Origin of the sequence: Acetobacterium wieringae (genome assembly GCF_026646375.1) — a bacterium.
Lineage (GTDB): Bacteria > Bacillota > Clostridia > Eubacteriales > Eubacteriaceae > Acetobacterium > Acetobacterium wieringae_A.
The window spans coordinates 148,035-165,787 of record NZ_JAIPPU010000005.1 but is presented as its reverse complement, the minus strand read 5'-3'; the positions used below and the strand labels follow the sequence as shown (position 1 = coordinate 165,787).

The 17,753-nt window shown below is 44.6% G+C and carries 14 protein-coding genes and 2 riboswitches; all 14 genes read left to right on the top strand.

Features of this window, described 5'->3' with window-relative positions:
• The 14 genes from Q7P33_RS06600 (at position 1) to Q7P33_RS06535 (ending at position 17,742) form a co-directional block, all read left to right on the top strand.
• Positions 1-771, top strand: a complete 771-nt coding sequence (locus Q7P33_RS06600; RefSeq protein WP_303868633.1) for an ABC transporter ATP-binding protein — start codon at positions 1-3, stop codon at positions 769-771.
• A gap of 91 nt (positions 772-862) precedes the next feature.
• Positions 863-1,059, top strand: a riboswitch (cobalamin riboswitch).
• Positions 1,060-1,183: 124 nt separating this feature from the next.
• Positions 1,184-1,945 (top strand): precorrin-6A reductase, encoded by a 762-nt coding sequence (gene cobK, locus Q7P33_RS06595; RefSeq protein WP_303868632.1) that lies wholly within the window; start codon positions 1,184-1,186, stop codon positions 1,943-1,945.
• A gap of 65 nt (positions 1,946-2,010) precedes the next feature.
• Entirely contained in the window at positions 2,011-2,871 is an 861-nt protein-coding gene (cbiQ, locus tag Q7P33_RS06590) for a cobalt ECF transporter T component CbiQ (protein ID WP_303868725.1), read from the top strand.
• 12 nt (positions 2,872-2,883) lie between these two features.
• Complete coding sequence (locus Q7P33_RS06585; RefSeq protein ID WP_303868630.1) at positions 2,884-3,723, top strand: energy-coupling factor ABC transporter ATP-binding protein; 840 nt, start codon at positions 2,884-2,886, stop codon at positions 3,721-3,723.
• An 11-nt stretch (positions 3,724-3,734) separates the two neighbouring features.
• Positions 3,735-4,487 carry an energy-coupling factor ABC transporter permease gene (locus Q7P33_RS06580; RefSeq protein WP_303868628.1) on the top strand — a complete coding sequence of 251 codons (753 nt, stop codon included), beginning with the start codon at positions 3,735-3,737 and terminating at the stop codon, positions 4,485-4,487.
• Positions 4,487-4,810 (top strand): energy-coupling factor ABC transporter substrate-binding protein, encoded by a 324-nt coding sequence (locus Q7P33_RS06575; RefSeq protein ID WP_303868626.1) that lies wholly within the window; start codon positions 4,487-4,489, stop codon positions 4,808-4,810. The genes Q7P33_RS06580 and Q7P33_RS06575 overlap by 1 nt, the downstream gene beginning before the upstream one ends.
• A gap of 55 nt (positions 4,811-4,865) precedes the next feature.
• Positions 4,866-5,915: a DMT family transporter gene (locus Q7P33_RS06570; protein ID WP_303868624.1), complete on the top strand. Its 1,050-nt coding sequence runs from the start codon at positions 4,866-4,868 to the stop codon at positions 5,913-5,915.
• 47 nt (positions 5,916-5,962) lie between these two features.
• A riboswitch (cobalamin riboswitch) is annotated at positions 5,963-6,161 on the top strand.
• A gap of 210 nt (positions 6,162-6,371) precedes the next feature.
• Positions 6,372-7,406: an iron ABC transporter permease gene (locus Q7P33_RS06565; protein WP_303868623.1), complete on the top strand. Its 1,035-nt coding sequence runs from the start codon at positions 6,372-6,374 to the stop codon at positions 7,404-7,406.
• Positions 7,403-8,620, top strand: coding sequence for an ABC transporter ATP-binding protein (locus Q7P33_RS06560; RefSeq protein WP_303868621.1), 1,218 nt, complete (start codon positions 7,403-7,405; stop codon positions 8,618-8,620). Before Q7P33_RS06565 ends, Q7P33_RS06560 begins: the two co-directional genes overlap by 4 nt.
• Positions 8,617-9,732, top strand: a complete 1,116-nt coding sequence (locus Q7P33_RS06555) for an adenosylcobinamide amidohydrolase (RefSeq protein ID WP_303868619.1) — start codon at positions 8,617-8,619, stop codon at positions 9,730-9,732. Before Q7P33_RS06560 ends, Q7P33_RS06555 begins: the two co-directional genes overlap by 4 nt.
• Before the next feature lie 26 nt (positions 9,733-9,758).
• Complete coding sequence (locus tag Q7P33_RS06550; protein ID WP_303868617.1) at positions 9,759-10,937, top strand: ABC transporter substrate-binding protein; 1,179 nt, start codon at positions 9,759-9,761, stop codon at positions 10,935-10,937.
• A 14-nt stretch (positions 10,938-10,951) separates the two neighbouring features.
• Entirely contained in the window at positions 10,952-14,701 is a 3,750-nt protein-coding gene (cobN, locus tag Q7P33_RS06545) for a cobaltochelatase subunit CobN (protein ID WP_303868615.1), read from the top strand.
• Positions 14,702-14,716: 15 nt separating this feature from the next.
• On the top strand, positions 14,717-16,666 hold the full coding sequence (locus Q7P33_RS06540; RefSeq protein ID WP_303868614.1) for a VWA domain-containing protein: 1,950 nt from the start codon (positions 14,717-14,719) through the stop codon (positions 16,664-16,666).
• A gap of 41 nt (positions 16,667-16,707) precedes the next feature.
• Positions 16,708-17,742 (top strand): ATP-binding protein, encoded by a 1,035-nt coding sequence (locus Q7P33_RS06535; protein WP_303868612.1) that lies wholly within the window; start codon positions 16,708-16,710, stop codon positions 17,740-17,742.
• The last annotated feature ends 11 nt before the right edge of the window (positions 17,743-17,753 follow it).

The following is a 17,753-nucleotide window of genomic DNA, read 5'->3' as shown; positions in this document are numbered from 1 at the left end:
TTGGAACTGTCAGTAAATGATCTGAAATTTGGTTACACAAAAAAAATGTTAGTGGTCAAAGGGATCAGTTTTTCCGCCCAACCCGGTCAGCTTATCACGCTTATTGGGCCTAATGGTTCTGGTAAAACGACGATTGTAAAATGTCTTAATAAAATTCTAACCCCAACCAGTGGAAATATTTCACTTGATGGTAAAGATGTAAAGAAGATGACTGCAAGGGAAATGGCTAGGAGGATTGCCTATGTGCCTCAGTTCACAAACAGTTATTTAAGTGGATCAGTCATGGATGTGGTCATGATGGGAAGACGACCCTATATCAAATGGCGGGTCTCTGATATGGATGTAGAAATTGTTCTAGCGGTTTTAAAGGATCTGGAGCTTGAGGAATTGGCGCATGAACAATTCCAGGAATTATCCGGAGGACAGAAACAGAAGATTTTAATCGCAAGAGCCTTGGTTCAAAAGCCGGATCTTTATCTTTTTGATGAACCGATCAGTTTTCTGGATATAAAAAATCAGATTGATATTATGGAACTAGCTAGAAATATGGTGGAAAAAGAGAACAAGGCAGTGATTATGGTTATACATGATTTAAATATGGCCATGCGTTATTCGGATCAGATCATTTTATTGAAATCCGGCGAGGTCGAGGCAGCAGGCTTGCCAAAAGCAGTTTTGAATCATGTGCATATTAAAACGGTATATGGGGTTGATATAAGAATTTTGGAAGAGAAGTACATTGCGCCAGTTTATGCTTCGGCAGTGCTGTAAAAAGAAGATACATCATTGGTGCAAAATCTAGTTGAAAAATAACGTGACAAACCGAAAAAAATTTGGTATATTAAGTGAGAATTAAAAATTGAATTTAATTAATAAAACAGGTGTCGGCAGTAATCCAATGTATTACATGCCGGTGAAAAGGGAAGATGGGTGAAAATCCCACGCGGTCCCGCCGCTGTAAGAGAAGAGTTCCTCCAGGAATGCCACCAATTAGTTGGGAAGGCAGGAGGTAATGTTGACGCTTGAGCCAGAAGACCTGCCTGCTTTAATAACTCAAACTCTACGAGAGATAGAGGAGGTTTATTTTTGCGGGCTTTTTTTGCAGGCATTTTGTAACTCCACTGTCTTTTTCGAGATAGTGGTTTTTTTTATCGAAAAATTTGTGAATGAAAAAGGGTGGTATATGTCAAAAGTATTGGTAATAGCAGGGACTACAGATGCAAAAGCAGTGATTAAGAGACTATTGGAGATGAATGTTGACACAGCCGTGACCGTTACAACCCGAATGGGGTGTGGGATGCTGGAAGAATTTGAGCAGTTGGATATTTATCAGGGAAAGATGAATAAGGAAACGATTACTCATTTACTGGAAACAATTAAACCGAAATGTTTAATCGATGCATCAAATCCGTTTTCGAGAGAAATTACCCGCAATGCCATGAATGTCTGCAAGATGGCTCAAATACCGTACGTCCGTTTTGAAAGAGAAAAACTGGAGTATGATGATCCCGGAATTATAAAAGTTAAAACTTATCGGGAAGCCTGTGAAGAATTAATGAACGTTGAAGGGAATATTCTGTTGACGCTGGGTAGCAATAAAATTGAAACATTCACAAAAATACCAGATTTTCAACAACGGGTATTTTTAAGAGTACTTCCGGATTGGAAGGTCCTATGTAAGTGTGAAAAACTTGGCTTTAATCCCAAAAATATCATTGCAATCAAAGGTCCCTATAATGAAGCGTTAAATATGGAATTGTTTAAATACTGCCATGCGGGGATTTTGGTAACTAAGGAAAGCGGTAATATGGGTGGCGTCGTGGACAAAATAAGTGCGGCAAAAAAGCTGGGGATAAAAATTATTTTGATCGATCGTCTGGAAGAAGAGTGTATCAATAAATACAGCTCAGTTGACGACATCATTGAATTTGTCGGACGTGCCTAGAAAACAGACGGTTCAAGAAAGGAAAAACACTGATGGAAAATATCATAAAAAGCTATCTCGATGAGATGATTTCAAGTAAAGTCCCGCAGGAAGTACACATGCACTCAAATGCAATAAAACCACATCATCACCATAAAATCGACCACAAACACGGGGAAGGCTCATCCATTGATTTTTATGCCTACAACTCAAAAATTCGACACTGGAATCCCACATTTAAAGTATTGCTTTCGGTTTTAACATTGCTTCTATGTATTGTATTGAATAATCATTATGTTTCGGTTGCGGTCATTATTGCGATGACTTATCTTACCGTAGTTAAAGGCGGATTGCCGCTGCGTGCATACATTTCGGTACTGATGATCCCAATCACTTTTATTCTACTGGGAACCGTTACCATCGGTATTGATTTTTCAAGCGAACCCATTGGCCAGTATAATCTGAATCTTGGTTTTTGTTATGTATTCACATCCCAGGCAAAATTATGGGCAATGGCCTTTTTAATCCTGAAAGTTTTTGGGGCCATCAGTGCCATGGAAATGATGGCCTTGTCTACGCCATCTTCCGAAATTATTGGGGTGCTTAGAAAGGCTCATGTACCAAAACTCATTGTTGAACTGATGTACATTATTTACCGATATATTTTTATTCTGATGGATGTTCACACAAAAATGAAAAATGCAGCTGAATCTCGTTTAGGTTTCTGCGATTTTAAAACATCCTGTTCCACATTTGGAAACATTGCCAGCAATATGCTGATTGTCTCCTTGAAAAAAGCTACAGCCTACTATCAGGCTATGGAAGCCAGAGGTTATGATGGGGATCTTGTTTTTTTAGAACAAACTGGAAGTGTTAAAGTTTCGCAGCTTGTTTTCACAACAGGATTTCTGGCGGGTTTGATCCTGCTTTGGTATTTAACAAACTAGAAAGGAAATCAAATGGAAGAACCCATATTAAAAATTAAAGATCTGTATTATGGATATGGAAATGGCGCACCAGCATTGGATGGTGTCAGTGTAAACATCCATGCAGGTGAAAAAATAGCTGTGATTGGATCAAACGGTGCCGGTAAATCAACATTCTTTTTGAATGCCAATGGAGTGCTCAAACCAGATCACGGTGAAATCAGTTATCGGGGCATACCCATCACTAAAAAGAATTTAAAGGAATTGCGGAAAAATATCGGGATTGTTTTTCAGGATGCTGATAATCAAATCGTTGCATCCACTGTTATGGCAGAGGTTGGTTTTGGTCCCATGAATTTGAAGCTGCCAAAAGAGGAAGTGCTGCAACGGGTTGATGAAGCCTTGACCTATATGAATATTCTGGAGTTTAAGGATCGTGCGCCCCACTATTTAAGTGGTGGTGAGAAAAAGCGGGTAAGTATTGCCGATATCATTGCCATGAAATCGGATGTTATTATTTTTGATGAGCCTACAGCCGCACTTGATCCCGTTAATGCCGAAATGCTGGAAGATGTTCTGGCTAAACTGGGATCCGAAGGAAAAACCATCCTGATTTCTACTCACGATGTGGATTTTGCCTATCGATGGGCCGAACGGGCCATTGTCTTTTGTCAGGGAAAAATCATTGCGGATGGAACACCTCTGGAGATTTTCCAGAATGAAAAAGTTTTGAAACTGGCAAATCTGAAACGTCCAATGATGCTGGATGTTTATGATTTGCTGGTTGAAAATAAATTACTGAGGGATGAAAAAATTTATCCCAAAAGTATCGAGGCATTCAAAGAAATGCTGGAAATTATTAATAATTTTTAAGAGGAGAAGTTATGAACGTCAAAGAAAAAAGATTTGTTGCTGTTGTTGCAGTGCTCGCGTTAGCTTTCGGGACTACCCCGGTTGCCAATGCCATGCACATTATGGAAGGTTATCTACCACCGGCATTCTGTATTGCTTGGGGAGTAATATGTATTCCATTTCTGGTCGCCGGATATCTGTCGATCAAGAAAACATTAAATGAAAACCGTAAAGCAATTACCATCCTGGCCATGGCAGGAGCCTACATTTTTGTGATTTCATCGTTAAAGATTCCATCTGTCACCGGCAGTTGTTCCCATATGACTGGAACCGGACTGGGTGCGATTTTATTCGGACCGGCTGCCGTGAGCATCCTGGGTCTGATTGTTCTGTTATTTCAGTCAATTTTGCTTGCCCATGGCGGGCTGACAACGTTAGGAGCCAATACTTTTTCCATGGCCATTGCCGGTCCGTTTGTTGCCTTTGGTATTTATAAATTAGGCTTGAAGTTAAAAATCAACAAGCATGTGGTCATCTTTCTGGCCGCAGCGCTGGGTGATTTCTTCACATATCTTATAACGAGCTTTCAGTTGGCCATGGCTTATCCGTCAGAGACTGGTGGTATAGCAGCATCTTCACTCAAATTTTTGGCGGTGTTCGCACCGACTCAATTGCCACTGGCAATCATTGAAGGAATTCTGACCGTGGTCATCATTATTGGTCTGGAAACCTATGCATCATCTGAACTCACAGATCTTGGATATTTAGCTGGAGGTACAAAATAATGTCAAAAACAAAAAAAACAGTGATCGGTTTATTATTGGCGGTACTGGTACTTATTGCAGTTCCATTATTAGCACTACCAGGTGCTCAATTCGAAGGGGCTGATGGTGGCGGAAGCGTCGTTGTTAATGAAATTCAAGGCGGAAATTATGAACCCTGGTTTACACCAGTGATGGAATCGGTACTTGGGGGTCCAATTCCTGGCGAAATGCAAAGCCTGTTTTTCTGTATCCAAACCGGTATCGGCGTTGGGATTATGGCCTTCCTGATGGGCAAATTCGTGGAAAGAAAAAAAAGTGAGGATGAATTAGATAAAGTCAAATAATGGGGGGGAATCAATAACTAAAGAAACTGATTATAAAACATAAGGTGTGATAAAAATGAAGAATTACGCAGTTTTATATGCACTCCTGGCGGCGCTGCTTTTTGGTGTCAATACGCCATTTTCCAAGCTGCTGATCAATGAATTGAACCCGCTATTTTTAGCTGCTTTGCTGTATCTTGGAGCAGGAATCGGAATGACGGTGATTCATCTTTTCAACAAAAGCCGCAAAATTGAAGTAACAGAAGCCCGATTGTCGAAAAGGGAAATGCCCTATGTTATTCTGATGATCTTACTGGATATTGCTGCCCCAATTTTCTTATTGTATGGGATCAGTTTGACCAACTCCAGTACGGCAGCCCTGTTGGGGACTTTTGAAATCGCGGCAACCTCGGTTATCGCCGTAATTATTTTTAAGGAAGCCATCGGGAAGCGGCTTTGGATTGCCATCGGTTTTATTTCTTTGGCAAGTATCCTGTTAACGCTTACTGATGCTTCGTCAATCCATTTGTCCATCGGATCGGTTTTGGTTTTGCTTTCCTGTGTGTGTTGGGGATTTGAAAACAACTGTACCCGAAAAATTTCGCTTAAAGATCCCCTCCAGATTGTCATTTTAAAAGGATTTGGCTCAGGGATGGGGGCGTTACTCATTGCATCGATTTGGGGAGAATTATCAGGGTCACTGCTTGCGATTGTTTTGGCCATGGTTCTGGGTTTTGTCGCTTATGGTCTCAGTATTTACTTTTATATCAAGGCCCAGCGTGGATTAGGCGCTGCTCGGACCAGTGCCTATTATGCCGCAGCCCCTTTTATGGGGGTGCTGATTTCCTGGCTGGTACTGCGAGAACCAATTACCCTATCGTTTTTAATTGCTTTAGGGATTATGATGCTGGGGAGTTGGCTGGCCTTATCCGAAAATCATGAACATGCTCATATGCATGATCCTGAAACTCATGAACATAAACACACACATGAGGAGGACCATCATCAGCATTCCGATCATCGATTAAGAAGCCCTGAACATTGCCATAGCCATACCCATACCCATGAATGTCTGGAGCATAAACATTTTCACCTTCCGGATAGTCATCACCGTCATGTTCACTAAATGATTTGGTGTAGTTGATACAACATAAAGTATAGAAAACTAAATTGAAAAAAATAAATAAAACAGGTGTCGGCTGTAATCCATTGTATTACGAGCCGGTGAAAAGGGAAGATGGGTGAAAATCCCACGCGGTCCCGCCACTGTAAGAGACGAGTTCCTTCAAGAATGCCACTGTAGTAATACGGGAAGGCAGAAGGTAATGTTGACGCTTGAGCCAGGAGACCTGCCTGTTTTGTCAAACACAGATTCTACGAGCGATAGAGGAGGTTTTTTAAGCGCATGCTTTTTTGCGGCCTCATTATCTTGTTCAGAGATAATGAGGTTTTTTTATGTAAAAAATTATTTAAAAAAATCAGAATGGCGGGAAGATTTGAAACAAATCTTTTAATTCAAATAATATTCGAACGGAGGACTTCATAATTGAACAGTCAAAAGATTATGAATCGATTAGTTTAAATGGAAACAAGTCAGAAACGTAAAAGCAGACAAATAATTTTATTGATCATCTTATTTATTTCAATCATCCTGGTATCGCTTTACAGTATCAGTGTCGGTTCCATTAATATCAGTATTTCTGACATTTTGAAAATAATCTCAGGTCAGGAAGTTGCCAACAATACCTATGGACCGATTATTTTAAACATTCGTCTGCCCAGGGTATTGGCAACCATCATGGGGGGCGCCTGTCTGGCGGTATCCGGGCTGCTGCTTCAGATTTTTTTTAGAAATCCCATAGTAGAACCCTATATTCTGGGTATCTCATCCGGTGCCAGTCTCTTCGTCGGCCTGGTCTTATTGGGAGGCTATACATTTGGCTTTAGTACCATAACGCCAATGGGTTTGTTTGTCGGTTCTTTTGCCGGGGCAATGGCAGTGATGATTGCGGTGGTTATTGCTGCAAAAAAAGTGAAGAGCATCACAACGCTGTTGATTATCGGCATGATGGCCGGTTTTATCTGCAATGCCATTACCGGAATTCTCACAGCCTTTGCGGATAAAGAGCAGCTGCACAGTTTTGTGATGTGGTCCATGGGGAGTTTCTCAGGATTTTCCTGGACACAGGTACAATTTTTGTACATCGTTGGGGTGCCAATTATTATCCTGGCCTATGTTCTCAGCAAGCCGTTGAATGCGATGCTTTTTGGGGAGAACTATGCCATTTCAATGGGTTTGAGTATGAAAACCTTTCGGATGGTGGTGATTCTCATTGCCAGTATTTTAACGGCAACCATTACGGCATTTGCCGGGCCCATTTCATTTGTTGGGCTGGCAGTTCCCCATATTGTCAGAATTACCTTTGGCACATCGGATAATCGGATCTTAATACCTGGGGTTATTCTGGCCGGAGCATTGATGACCGGGGTGTGTGATTTATGTGCCAGAATGTTAATGGCACCGATCGAACTGCCGCTTGGTGTGATCACCGCATTAATCGGGGCACCCATTGTGGTCTATCTGCTGTTAAGAAAAACGAAAGGAAATGAATTATGAGTCAAATAATTACCAGTAAAAATTTAGATGTTGGCTATGAAAGAAAAGTAGTGGTTGAACAGGTGAACATCAGCGCCGGAAAAGGGGAACTGATTTGTCTGCTGGGACCGAATGGTTCGGGTAAAACCACCATATTGAGAACCTTAACCGGATTGCAGCCGCCGGTGAATGGGGTTGTGGAAATAAACGGTGTGGATATCAGCAAGATCAAAAAAGCGGATCTGGCAAAAAAAATGGCGATCGTTCTCACTGAACAGGTATCCCTGGGTTTACTGACGGTGTTTGAGATTGCCGCCATGGGTCGTTATCCACATACCAATATCATGGGAAAACTATCAAAAACCGATGAAATAATTGTTGAAGAAGCTTTGCAACTGGTGGGTGCGCTTCATTTAAAAAACCGATATTATTTTGAATTGAGTGATGGTGAAAAACAGAAGGTGATGATTGCCAGAGCTCTGGTTCAGGAACCGGAACTGATTGTGCTCGATGAACCCACCAGTCATCTGGATGTTAAACACAAAGTCGAGGTCATCAGTATTCTCAGAAAACTCTGTCTTGAAAAGGGCATTTCTGTGATTTTGTCGCTTCATGATATTGATATTGCGATTAAAGGATGTCAGAAGATTCTCTTAATCGAGGACGGAAAGGTGAAAGCCCAGGGAACACCGGAAGAAATCATAGAAGAAGGAACTATTCAGAAACTCTACAATATTGAAGGCGCAAAGTACAATGAATTACTGGGAAGTCTGGAATTTTCTTCCCCGGTCTTCCCCGAGGTATTCATTACTGGGGGAAACGGAACTGGAACGGGGGTGTATCGAGCAGTTTCCCGAGCCGGTTACGGCATGTACTGTGGCGTTCTGCATAGCAATGATATTGATCTGCATGTGGCAAAAGCTTTGAGTTGTGATGTGATTGAAGAAAGATCTTTCAGTCAGATCAGCCTGGCTCAACACGAGGTTGCTGCGGCAAAAATGGCAAAGGTTCATTATGTCATTGATACCGGTTTTCCGGTGGGAAAGAATAATCAATCCAACGTGGATCTGATTATTGAAGCGGTTAAAATGGGAAAAACAGTGTTCTCCCTCACGGAACAAAACGACATGGACAATCGCTATGGCGAGTGGGCAAACAGTATTCATTGCTGTAAAAATCCGGCCGAAATTCTGGGTTTCATACCACGAAAAATTAATAGGGAGAGCTATATATGATGATCGGAAAAACAGCAACCGGGGATCAGGCGCATCGGTATAATCGTTGCCTGGTTGTCCCTTTTGAGGGAAAACGCAAAGTGATGAGTACCGCCATGGAAAATGGCGGGTATCAGGAAAATCTCACCGCCATCTTTAATCGGGATGTGAACCCCGGTCCGGGAAAACCCTGTCTCTATTGTCAGCCTGGCCAGGAAGAGGAAATCAAACGGTTTATCAATGAAGAACTGGGACTAAATAGTGAGACTGTCGCCTATATGGCAACCATTGTCTCTATGGACAGTGCGGTCATGAAGAGTGAAACCTATGACGAATTGACGGTGTCGGCCATCTCAACCGCCAGTCTGGAAGTTAATGGAGGGCGGGTTGGGGAGAAAGCCACCAGTTATGAGAAAAACGGACAAAGTGTGAGTCTGAGACCGGGTACCATTAATATCATGGTTTTTGTCAGTGGCAATATGACCCCGGGGTGCATGGCCCGGGCGATGGTGACCGCCACCGAGGCAAAGACCGCCGCCTGTCAGGAATTGCTGGCAGGAAGTCTGAATTCTTCGGGAATCGCCACCGGGTCCGGGACGGATAATGTCATGATTATTTCCAATTCTGAATCGGAAAATACCCTGACCTATGCCGGAAAACATGGCAAACTCGGGGAATTAATCGGGAGATTGGTGATGTCAACCGTTACGGAGTCGTTAGCGAAACACATGGGGCTTACACAGAAAAGCCAGCACAGCATACTGGCACGATTAAAAAGATATGGGATTAACGAGAGCACTTATGCTGATAAATATGGGGAGCTGACTGTGGATGATAAAAAATCCATGCCGGATTTTATTAATGTGATTCACACATGGGATTGTCAAGATGAACTGGTGACATTAACGTCACTTTATGTGCACTTATTAGATCAATTGTCCTGGGGTCTTTTAACCATTGAGGAAGTCAGTATTGCCGGTAAAGCGGTTTTAAATAATCTGTCAAATCAGATTGAAACCGATCTGGAATGGCAGGCGGTGGACGCAATCAATAAAGATGCGTGCATCAAAGTAATGTTGGATTCGTTTGTAACGACAACCGCGATGGCTGCCGTTACAAATGAAATAAATTAAAAAGAGAATTAGAGGAGAAAAGCAAGATGAAGAAGTTTTGGTTTAAACGTTCAATGGTACTGGCCATGATTGTGACCCTGTTGGTTTCAGGGATGGCTGGGCTGACAGGATGCGGTAGCTCGGCGGACGCCGGCTATAAGAGTGAGGATGGCAACAACATAAAATTGGAATATGCAAAAAACTTTAATATCCAGTACCTAAAGGACAATATGAAAATCGTCACCGATGGCGAAGGCAAAAAAATGCTGCTGCTGCAAAAAGGTCAGACAGCACCCGCAGAATACAAGGATTTACCATCGATTACGATTCCCATTGATAAAGCGATTTACACCAGCACCACTCAGGTTGGATTTTTACGGGCTTTTGATGATGATAAATTGTTTGACAGCATTGTTGGGGTCAGACAAAAAGCTGAAGACTGGGATTTCGATGCCATGAAGAATCGGATGCTAAGTGGACAGATCAAAGACATTGGTTCCAACTCCACCACCAGTACCACCTATGATTATGAAATTATTCAATCCCTTGATCCGAAGATTGTTTTTACCAGCACCGGGATGGGAACCGAACAGCAAAAACTGATGGACATGCTCACCCAGAACAATATCCCTTATTTGTATGATGCATCCAGCACCGAGACAGACTACCGGGGCACCATGGAATGGATTAAATACTACGCTGCTTTTTATAATCTGGAAAAAGAAGCAACCGCATACTTTGATACCGCTATGAAAAATGTTGATGCCATGAAAACAAAGGTGGCAAACGCTGAAAAACCGAAAGTTGGCTGGGGGATTATTTCAATGGGAAAAGTATATGTATCAAATTCTGGTTCCAAGGCCGCACAAATGGTGCGTGATGCCGGGGCGGAATACTTATTCGAAGATATCGGAGTTGGACAGGATGGAGTGACCAGTATCAGCGTGGAAGAATTGTACAGTCGATTATCCGGTGCCGATATTTTTATTAACAGCGGGATGCCTAAATACGGACCGGATATTAAGTCAATCACCGATCAGGCTCCTATTTTAAAGGATCTCCCAGTTCTTACCAGTGGTAAGGTGTGGCAAATTACCGATAATTTTTGGAGTACCTACAATACCATCGATCAGAAATATATTGAGTTAGCCGCAATCTTCCACCCGGAATTGTATCCGGATTATCAATTTAAACACTTCCGACTGATGCCAGCGGTGGCTAACTAATGGAGGAAAATTAAGTGTTGAAGCTTGTTGTTATTATGACCCCAATGGAGCCTTTCTTAACCTTTAAGGAGGCTCTGGTCAACCTTGAAAAACAGTATCCCGGAAAGTTTTGTCTGGAGCTGTTTAATACCGCGGCGCTTGAGGAAAAAGCGGTTTATGAGACTTGTGTGACAGCCACCGAAAAGGCGGATTTCATCTTTATTAATATCCATGGGTCGCTGTCATTTTTCAAACCCTTTTATCCGTATTTTGAAACTTTTAAACAGAAAAAACCTTTTTTTATCAATACTACCATTGAAGAGGAGGTCGGCGAAGTCTTTCCGGATTGTCGAATCATGCCGGAAGATTTCAGAACCATTTACAAATATTTCAAATCCACCAGTGTCGATAATTTTGAGAATCTGATCAAATGGATTGCCAATCAATTCTGTGGCACCAGGTACCCAATTGCGGGACCGGTGCTGCCACAGTGGAGCGGCATCTATGATCCTGATCAGGATACAACCGATGAGAGCGCCTATCTGGAAGCCTTGCGAACCAATGGGAAACACACCATCGGGATTATCATCAATGTGATGCTGATGCAGAAAAACAATCTGGTGCACATTGACGCCCTGATTCGGGAAATCAGACACCAGGGGGCCAATCCTCTGTGCGTCTATTCAGACATGCAGCCGGACATGGATCTTGGCTGCGAAGGGATTCGCAATGTCCTGGAACGCTGCATGATTAAGGATGGGCAGGTGATTGTCGAAGCCATCATCAATACTACGGCGTTCAGTCTGACGATTCTGTCGGACCCTGGTGATGGCTCAAAACCAAAGGAAACCAGCATCTTTGAACTGTTCAAGGTGCCGGTTTTACAATCCATGACGACGCTGCAGTCTTTTGCTGACTGGGATGAATCGGTCCGGGGCTTGGATACCTTATCCTTGAGTTTTTGCGTTTTTCAGCCGGAATTTGACGGACAGGTGATCGCCTATCCTTTTGCCACTACCGAAAACGAGGAGACACCGCTTGGTTCGAAACGGGTTTCCCAACCCATTGCCGAGCGGGTCAGCCGGATCGTCACGCTGGCACATAATTGGGCGAGACTCCGTCATAAAGCCAATGCCGATAAAAAAGTGGCTATCATTCTGCACAATAATCCGCCGCGAAATGATAATATCGGCGGCGCCGCCGGACTGGATACCCCGGTCTCGGTTTTTGAGATGATGAATGCTCTGGAGGTCTGCGGGATTCAGACCGCCTATCATTTTGTCGATGGACAGGAGATCATCGTACGCATCACCGAAGGGCTGACCAACGATGGCCGGTGGTCCTCACCCGAAACGATGCTTGAAAAAAGTATCGACACGGTTAAAAAAGCACAGTATCAGCAGTGGTTTGATCAGTTTATTCCCCGGATTCAAGAAAATCTGGTGAAATACTGGGATGAACCGGTGGGTGATTTTATGGCGGTCAACAATCAGTTGCTGGTGCCCGGTATTCTCAATGGCAATGTTTTTATTGGCCTGCAGCCGCCCCGGGCCTTTGAAGACAAGGCGGAAGAGATGTATCACAGCACTGACATCCCCTGTCCCCATCAGTACATCGGATTTTATAATTGGGTCGAAAAGATTTTTGAGGCCGATGTGATTATTCATGTGGGCACCCATGGTACCATTGAATGGCTGCCGGGGAAAGAAGTGGGGCTGTCTAAAAATTGTTACAGTGATATCTGCATTGGCACCATCCCACATCTCTACTCCTATATTATTAATGCTCCCGGTGAAGGCACCCAGGCCAAACGACGAACCTATGCCACCCTTCTGGATTATATGGTGCCCTCGATGTTTGAAGCCGGGGTTTACGATGAACTGGCCGAGATGGATGAGCTGATGAAACAGTATTATCACATTCAAAGTGCTGATCCGAAAAAGCTGCCAATTATTCAGCAGGAAATCAAGGAACTGGCCATTAAGATGAACCTCCATGATGATATTGGTATCACCATTGAACAAATGGAAACGGATATTGATAGCTGTATCCATGAATTTCACTCATGGGTCACCAACGTTCAGGCTTGTGATATCTATGACGGCTTTCATATTTTCGGGAGGGTTCCCCAAGAAGATAAATTCAGAAATATGCTGAAAATGCTGGTCAGAAACCGAAACGGCAATATTCCTTCATTGCGGGATGGAGTTTGTGATTTGCTGGGACTGGATCATGAAGCCTTACTGGCAGAACCGGACAAAGCCACCGGTGATGGAAAATCCTATGGGATTTTGCTGACTGAAGCGGATGAAATTGGTCGTGATATTTTTCTGGAACTGGAAAAACTGGACTACGATCCCAAAGCCGTTGCAGCTATTATCGACACATTTAAAATTAACGACAGTAACCCGACAAAACGATTGAAAGAGACATTGGATTATGTCTGCACCTTTGTGAAGCCACGGGTGATGCAAATTACCGATGAAATGGATCATTTTATCGATGGCATTCACGGAAAATTTATTCCCCCGGGTCCATCCGGGGCACCGACCCGGGGAAACGCCGGGATTCTGCCTACCGGTAGAAACTTCTATTCCGTCGATCCCGGTGCCATGCCGTCCCGGCCGTCCTGGGAAATCGGGCAGATATTGGGAGATCAGCTGATACAGCGGTATCAAAAGGATGAAGGGAAATATCCGGAAAGTGTCTCGATGCTGGTTTATGCCACCGAATCGATGCGAACCTATGGGGATGACATTTCCGAGACCTTTTATCTGCTCGGAACCCGGCCAGTCTGGCTGGGGAACACTGATCGGGTCATTGGGGTTGAAGCCATCCCTATGGAAGAATTGGGACGACCGAGAATTGATGTAACGCTGCGGATTACCGGTTTATTTCGGGATGCTTTTCCCAATCTGATCGAACGGGTGGAAGATGCGGTGAATCTGGTTGCCGCCTTGGATGAGCCCGATGAGATGAACTATATCAGGAAACATGTCAGGGCAGAAGTGGCGGAACTGGTGGCACAGGGGATCGCGCTGGAACAGGCCGAGCGTCAGTCCTTATTGCGGGTTTTCGGCGATCCGCCGGGAGCCTATGGGGCCGGCACTAAAAATGTCGTGGAAAGTCAGAAGTGGAATGATGTCACCGATCTGGGCACTGTCTATACCACCTGGGGCTGCCATGTCTATGGCAAGGATGTCCATGGTGAAAAAATGCCCGAGGTCTTCACCCGGCGTTTCAGCAAGATCAATGTGGCCGTCAAGAATGAATCCACCCGGGAATTTGACATGCTCGACAGCGATGACTTTTATAATTATTTTGGCGGCATGGTGGCCGCCATCACCACCCACAGCGGCTCCCAGAAACCGGCCTATGTGCCCAGCACCTCGGACACCGATCATATCGAAACCCTGAGCCTCCATGAAGAAGCCTCCCGGGTGATGCGAACCCGGGTTAATAATCCCAAATGGATCGAGGGTTTAAAAAACCATGGTTACCGGGGGGCCAAACAGATTTCCGCCATGATGGATATTACTTTTGGCTGGGATGCCACCACCAACGTCATTGATGACTGGATGTATGAGGCCATCGCCAACCGTTACGCTTTTGATCAGGAAACTGCTGATTGGATGCGCGAAGTCAACCCCTGGGCGCTCCAGAATGTGGCGGAACGATTGCTGGAAGCCAATCAACGGGGGATGTGGCATGCGTCTGAAGAAAGTGTTGAAAAGCTCAAGAAAATATATCTGGAAATGGAAGGAAATCTTGAGTCAATTGGTTAAGAGGAGTCGATATTTATGAATAATACAGTTTTTCCGTTTGTGGCCGTTGTTGGTCAAGAGGAAATTAAGAATGCGCTAATATGGAATGTGATTAACCCGAAAATCGGAGGTGTTCTGATCAGTGGTGAAAAAGGAACCGCGAAATCTTCCCTGGCCAGAGGTGTCTGTAATCTGACTGCCGGCACCGAATTGGTCGAGCTGCCACTGAACACAACGGAAGACCGTCTGCTTGGCAATATTGATTTTGAACATGCCATTAAAAGTGGCGAAAGACGATTTGAAGCCGGTATTCTGAAAAAAGCCGATAATAATCTCTTATATGTGGATGAGGTGAATCTCTTAAGCGACCACATTGCTAAATCCCTGCTGGAAGTGGCGTCTTCCGGCGTTAATATTGTTGAAAGGGAAGGCATGTCATACCGGCATGCCTCAAATTTTGTACTGGTGGGGAGCATGAATCCGGAAGAAGGAGGCTTACGCCCTCAGTTTCTGGATCGGTTCGGCCTGTATGTCGAAGTGACGGGGGAGACGGACACCCGGGTTCGTTCTGAAATCATCCGCAGACGGATTGAATATGAGCGGAATCCTGTTGCATTTGAAGAAAAATGGCGGGATGAAAGTGTGGTGCTGGGCAATCGGATCGAACGAGCCAGAGAGGATTTGAGAAAGATTGTCGTTTCCGAGAATGCCATGCAGCTGGCTGCCACGATCGTGAATGAGGCCAATTGCGCCGGTCACCGGGGGGAGCTGGTGATCATTGAAACAGCAAAGGCTATTGCCGCCATGGATTCACGAAAAGTTCTGAATATTTCCGATATCAAAGAGGCAGCGAAATTTGCCCTGCCTCACCGGGTCCGTGAAAATGACAACGAACCAATGTCTTCGCCGCCACCACCGGAACCGGAAGAACAACAGGAAGAGCTGGAACAAGGGGAGCCAAATGAATCCGGTCAGGAACCGGAAGAACAGCAAAACCGACAGGAATCACCGAACAATCATTCTGAGCCGTCGGAGGATCAAGGTGATGAACCTCAGGAAAACCAGGAATCGGATGCTGAAAGACCGGAAACTCCTAATGATGATCAAACTGATGGTGACGATGATTTTTTTCAGGGTGATTCGGAAACACTGGATGCACCGGAGCAGATTTTTCAAATTGCCCGGTGGATTTCGGAACGTGAAAAAGGAACCATTACCAAAGGCAGCGGAAAACGGAGCTTGATGGTGACCTCGTCCCTTCAGGGGCGATATGTGCGAAATCGCTGTCCGGTCAATGGGAAGGTCCGGGATATCGCATTGGACGCCACCCTGCGCATCGCCGCACCCTATCAGAAAACCCGGGAAAAGAATGGGATGGCCATTGCCGTTGAAAAATCCGATATCCGGGTCAAAATCCGGGAGAAACGGACCGGAAATACCATTATCTTTGTGGTGGATGCCAGCGGCTCCATGGGTGCCAACAAACGGATGAAGGTGGTTAAAGGTGCCATTATTGCCATGCTCAATGATGCCTACCAGAAACGGGATAAGGTTGGGATGATTGCATTTAAAAACCACTCCTCTGAAATGGTTCTGGGGGTGACCCGAAGCGTGGAACTGGCAGAAAAAAAACTGACGGCAATGCCCACCGGGGGCAGAACCCCTCTGGCAGCAGGTTTGAACATGGCTTATGAGGTGGTGAAAGCCGGAAAAATTAAAGACAAAGACATGCTGCCGGTGATCGTTCTAATATCAGATGGCCGGGCAACCTACAGCGAAAGGGGAATGGATCCCTTCGAGGAGGCCATGAAGTCTGCGCAAAAAATTCGGGCAGAAAAAATCAAAGCCATTGTGATTGACACAGATCAGAGTTTTATTAAACTCAATCTGGCCGAAAAACTGGCCGTACAGATGGACGCCGACCGCTATCAGATTGAGGAACTTCAGGCCATGAGTCTGGTAACGGCGGTGGGACTGTCCCTATAAGGTTGATCGAATAAATATCAGAATAAGAAAAGGAAAAAATAATGAAAAAGAATCTAAAAATATACCCATTTACAGCCATCGTTGGCCAGGAAAAAATGAAGCTGGCGCTGATACTGAATGTGATTAATCCCTCGCTGGGCGGGGTTTTAATTCGCGGCGAAAAAGGAACAGCGAAATCAACCGCCGTTCGGGCTTTGGCTGATTTGCTGCCGGAACGTGATCAAATTGAAACCTGCAGGTTTTCATGCGATCCCACAAATGCCGATCAGGCCTGTTCCGATTGCCTGGAAAAAATAAAAGGGGCCAAATTAAGTACTGTACAGTCGAAAATGAAGGTCATTGACCTGCCGGTGAGTGCGACCGAAGATCGGGTGGTGGGAACCCTGGATATTGAGCATGCCATCAAAAAAGGTGAAAAACGCTTTGAACCCGGGATTCTGGCCCAGGCCAACCGCAACATTCTCTATGTGGATGAAGTTAACCTGTTGGATGATCACGTGGTCGATATTCTGCTGGATTCGGCCGCCATGGGCGTGAATACCATTGAACGGGAAGGGATTTCCTTTACCCATCCGGCTAAATTTACCCTGGTTGGCACCATGAATCCCGAGGAAGGGGATTTGCGGCCACAATTGCTGGATCGTTTTGGACTGGTGGTGGATGTTTTTGGCGAGAGTGACATCAGTCAGCGGGTGGACGTTATTAAACGGCGCCTGGATTTTGAAAAAGCATCAGAGGCTTTTCATCAGGAATTCAATCAGCAGCAGGTTGAATTATCGGATACGATACAAAAAGCCATCGATTTTCTTCCCACCGTCACCTTTGACGATCAACTCCTGGAAACCATCGCAAAAATATCAACGTCTCTGGGGGTGGATGGTCATCGCGCCGACATTGTGATGATGAAAACCGCCATGACGATTGCCGCCTATCGGGGTCGAAATGAAGTTACAAAAGACGATGTGAAAGAAGCCGCTGGTTTTGTCCTGCCGCATCGGATGCGCAAACGACCCTTTGATGATTCCCAGTTTGGGATCGGCAGCATTGAAGAAATTGTCAATGAATTGGTCAGTTAGGAAGCAAAAGT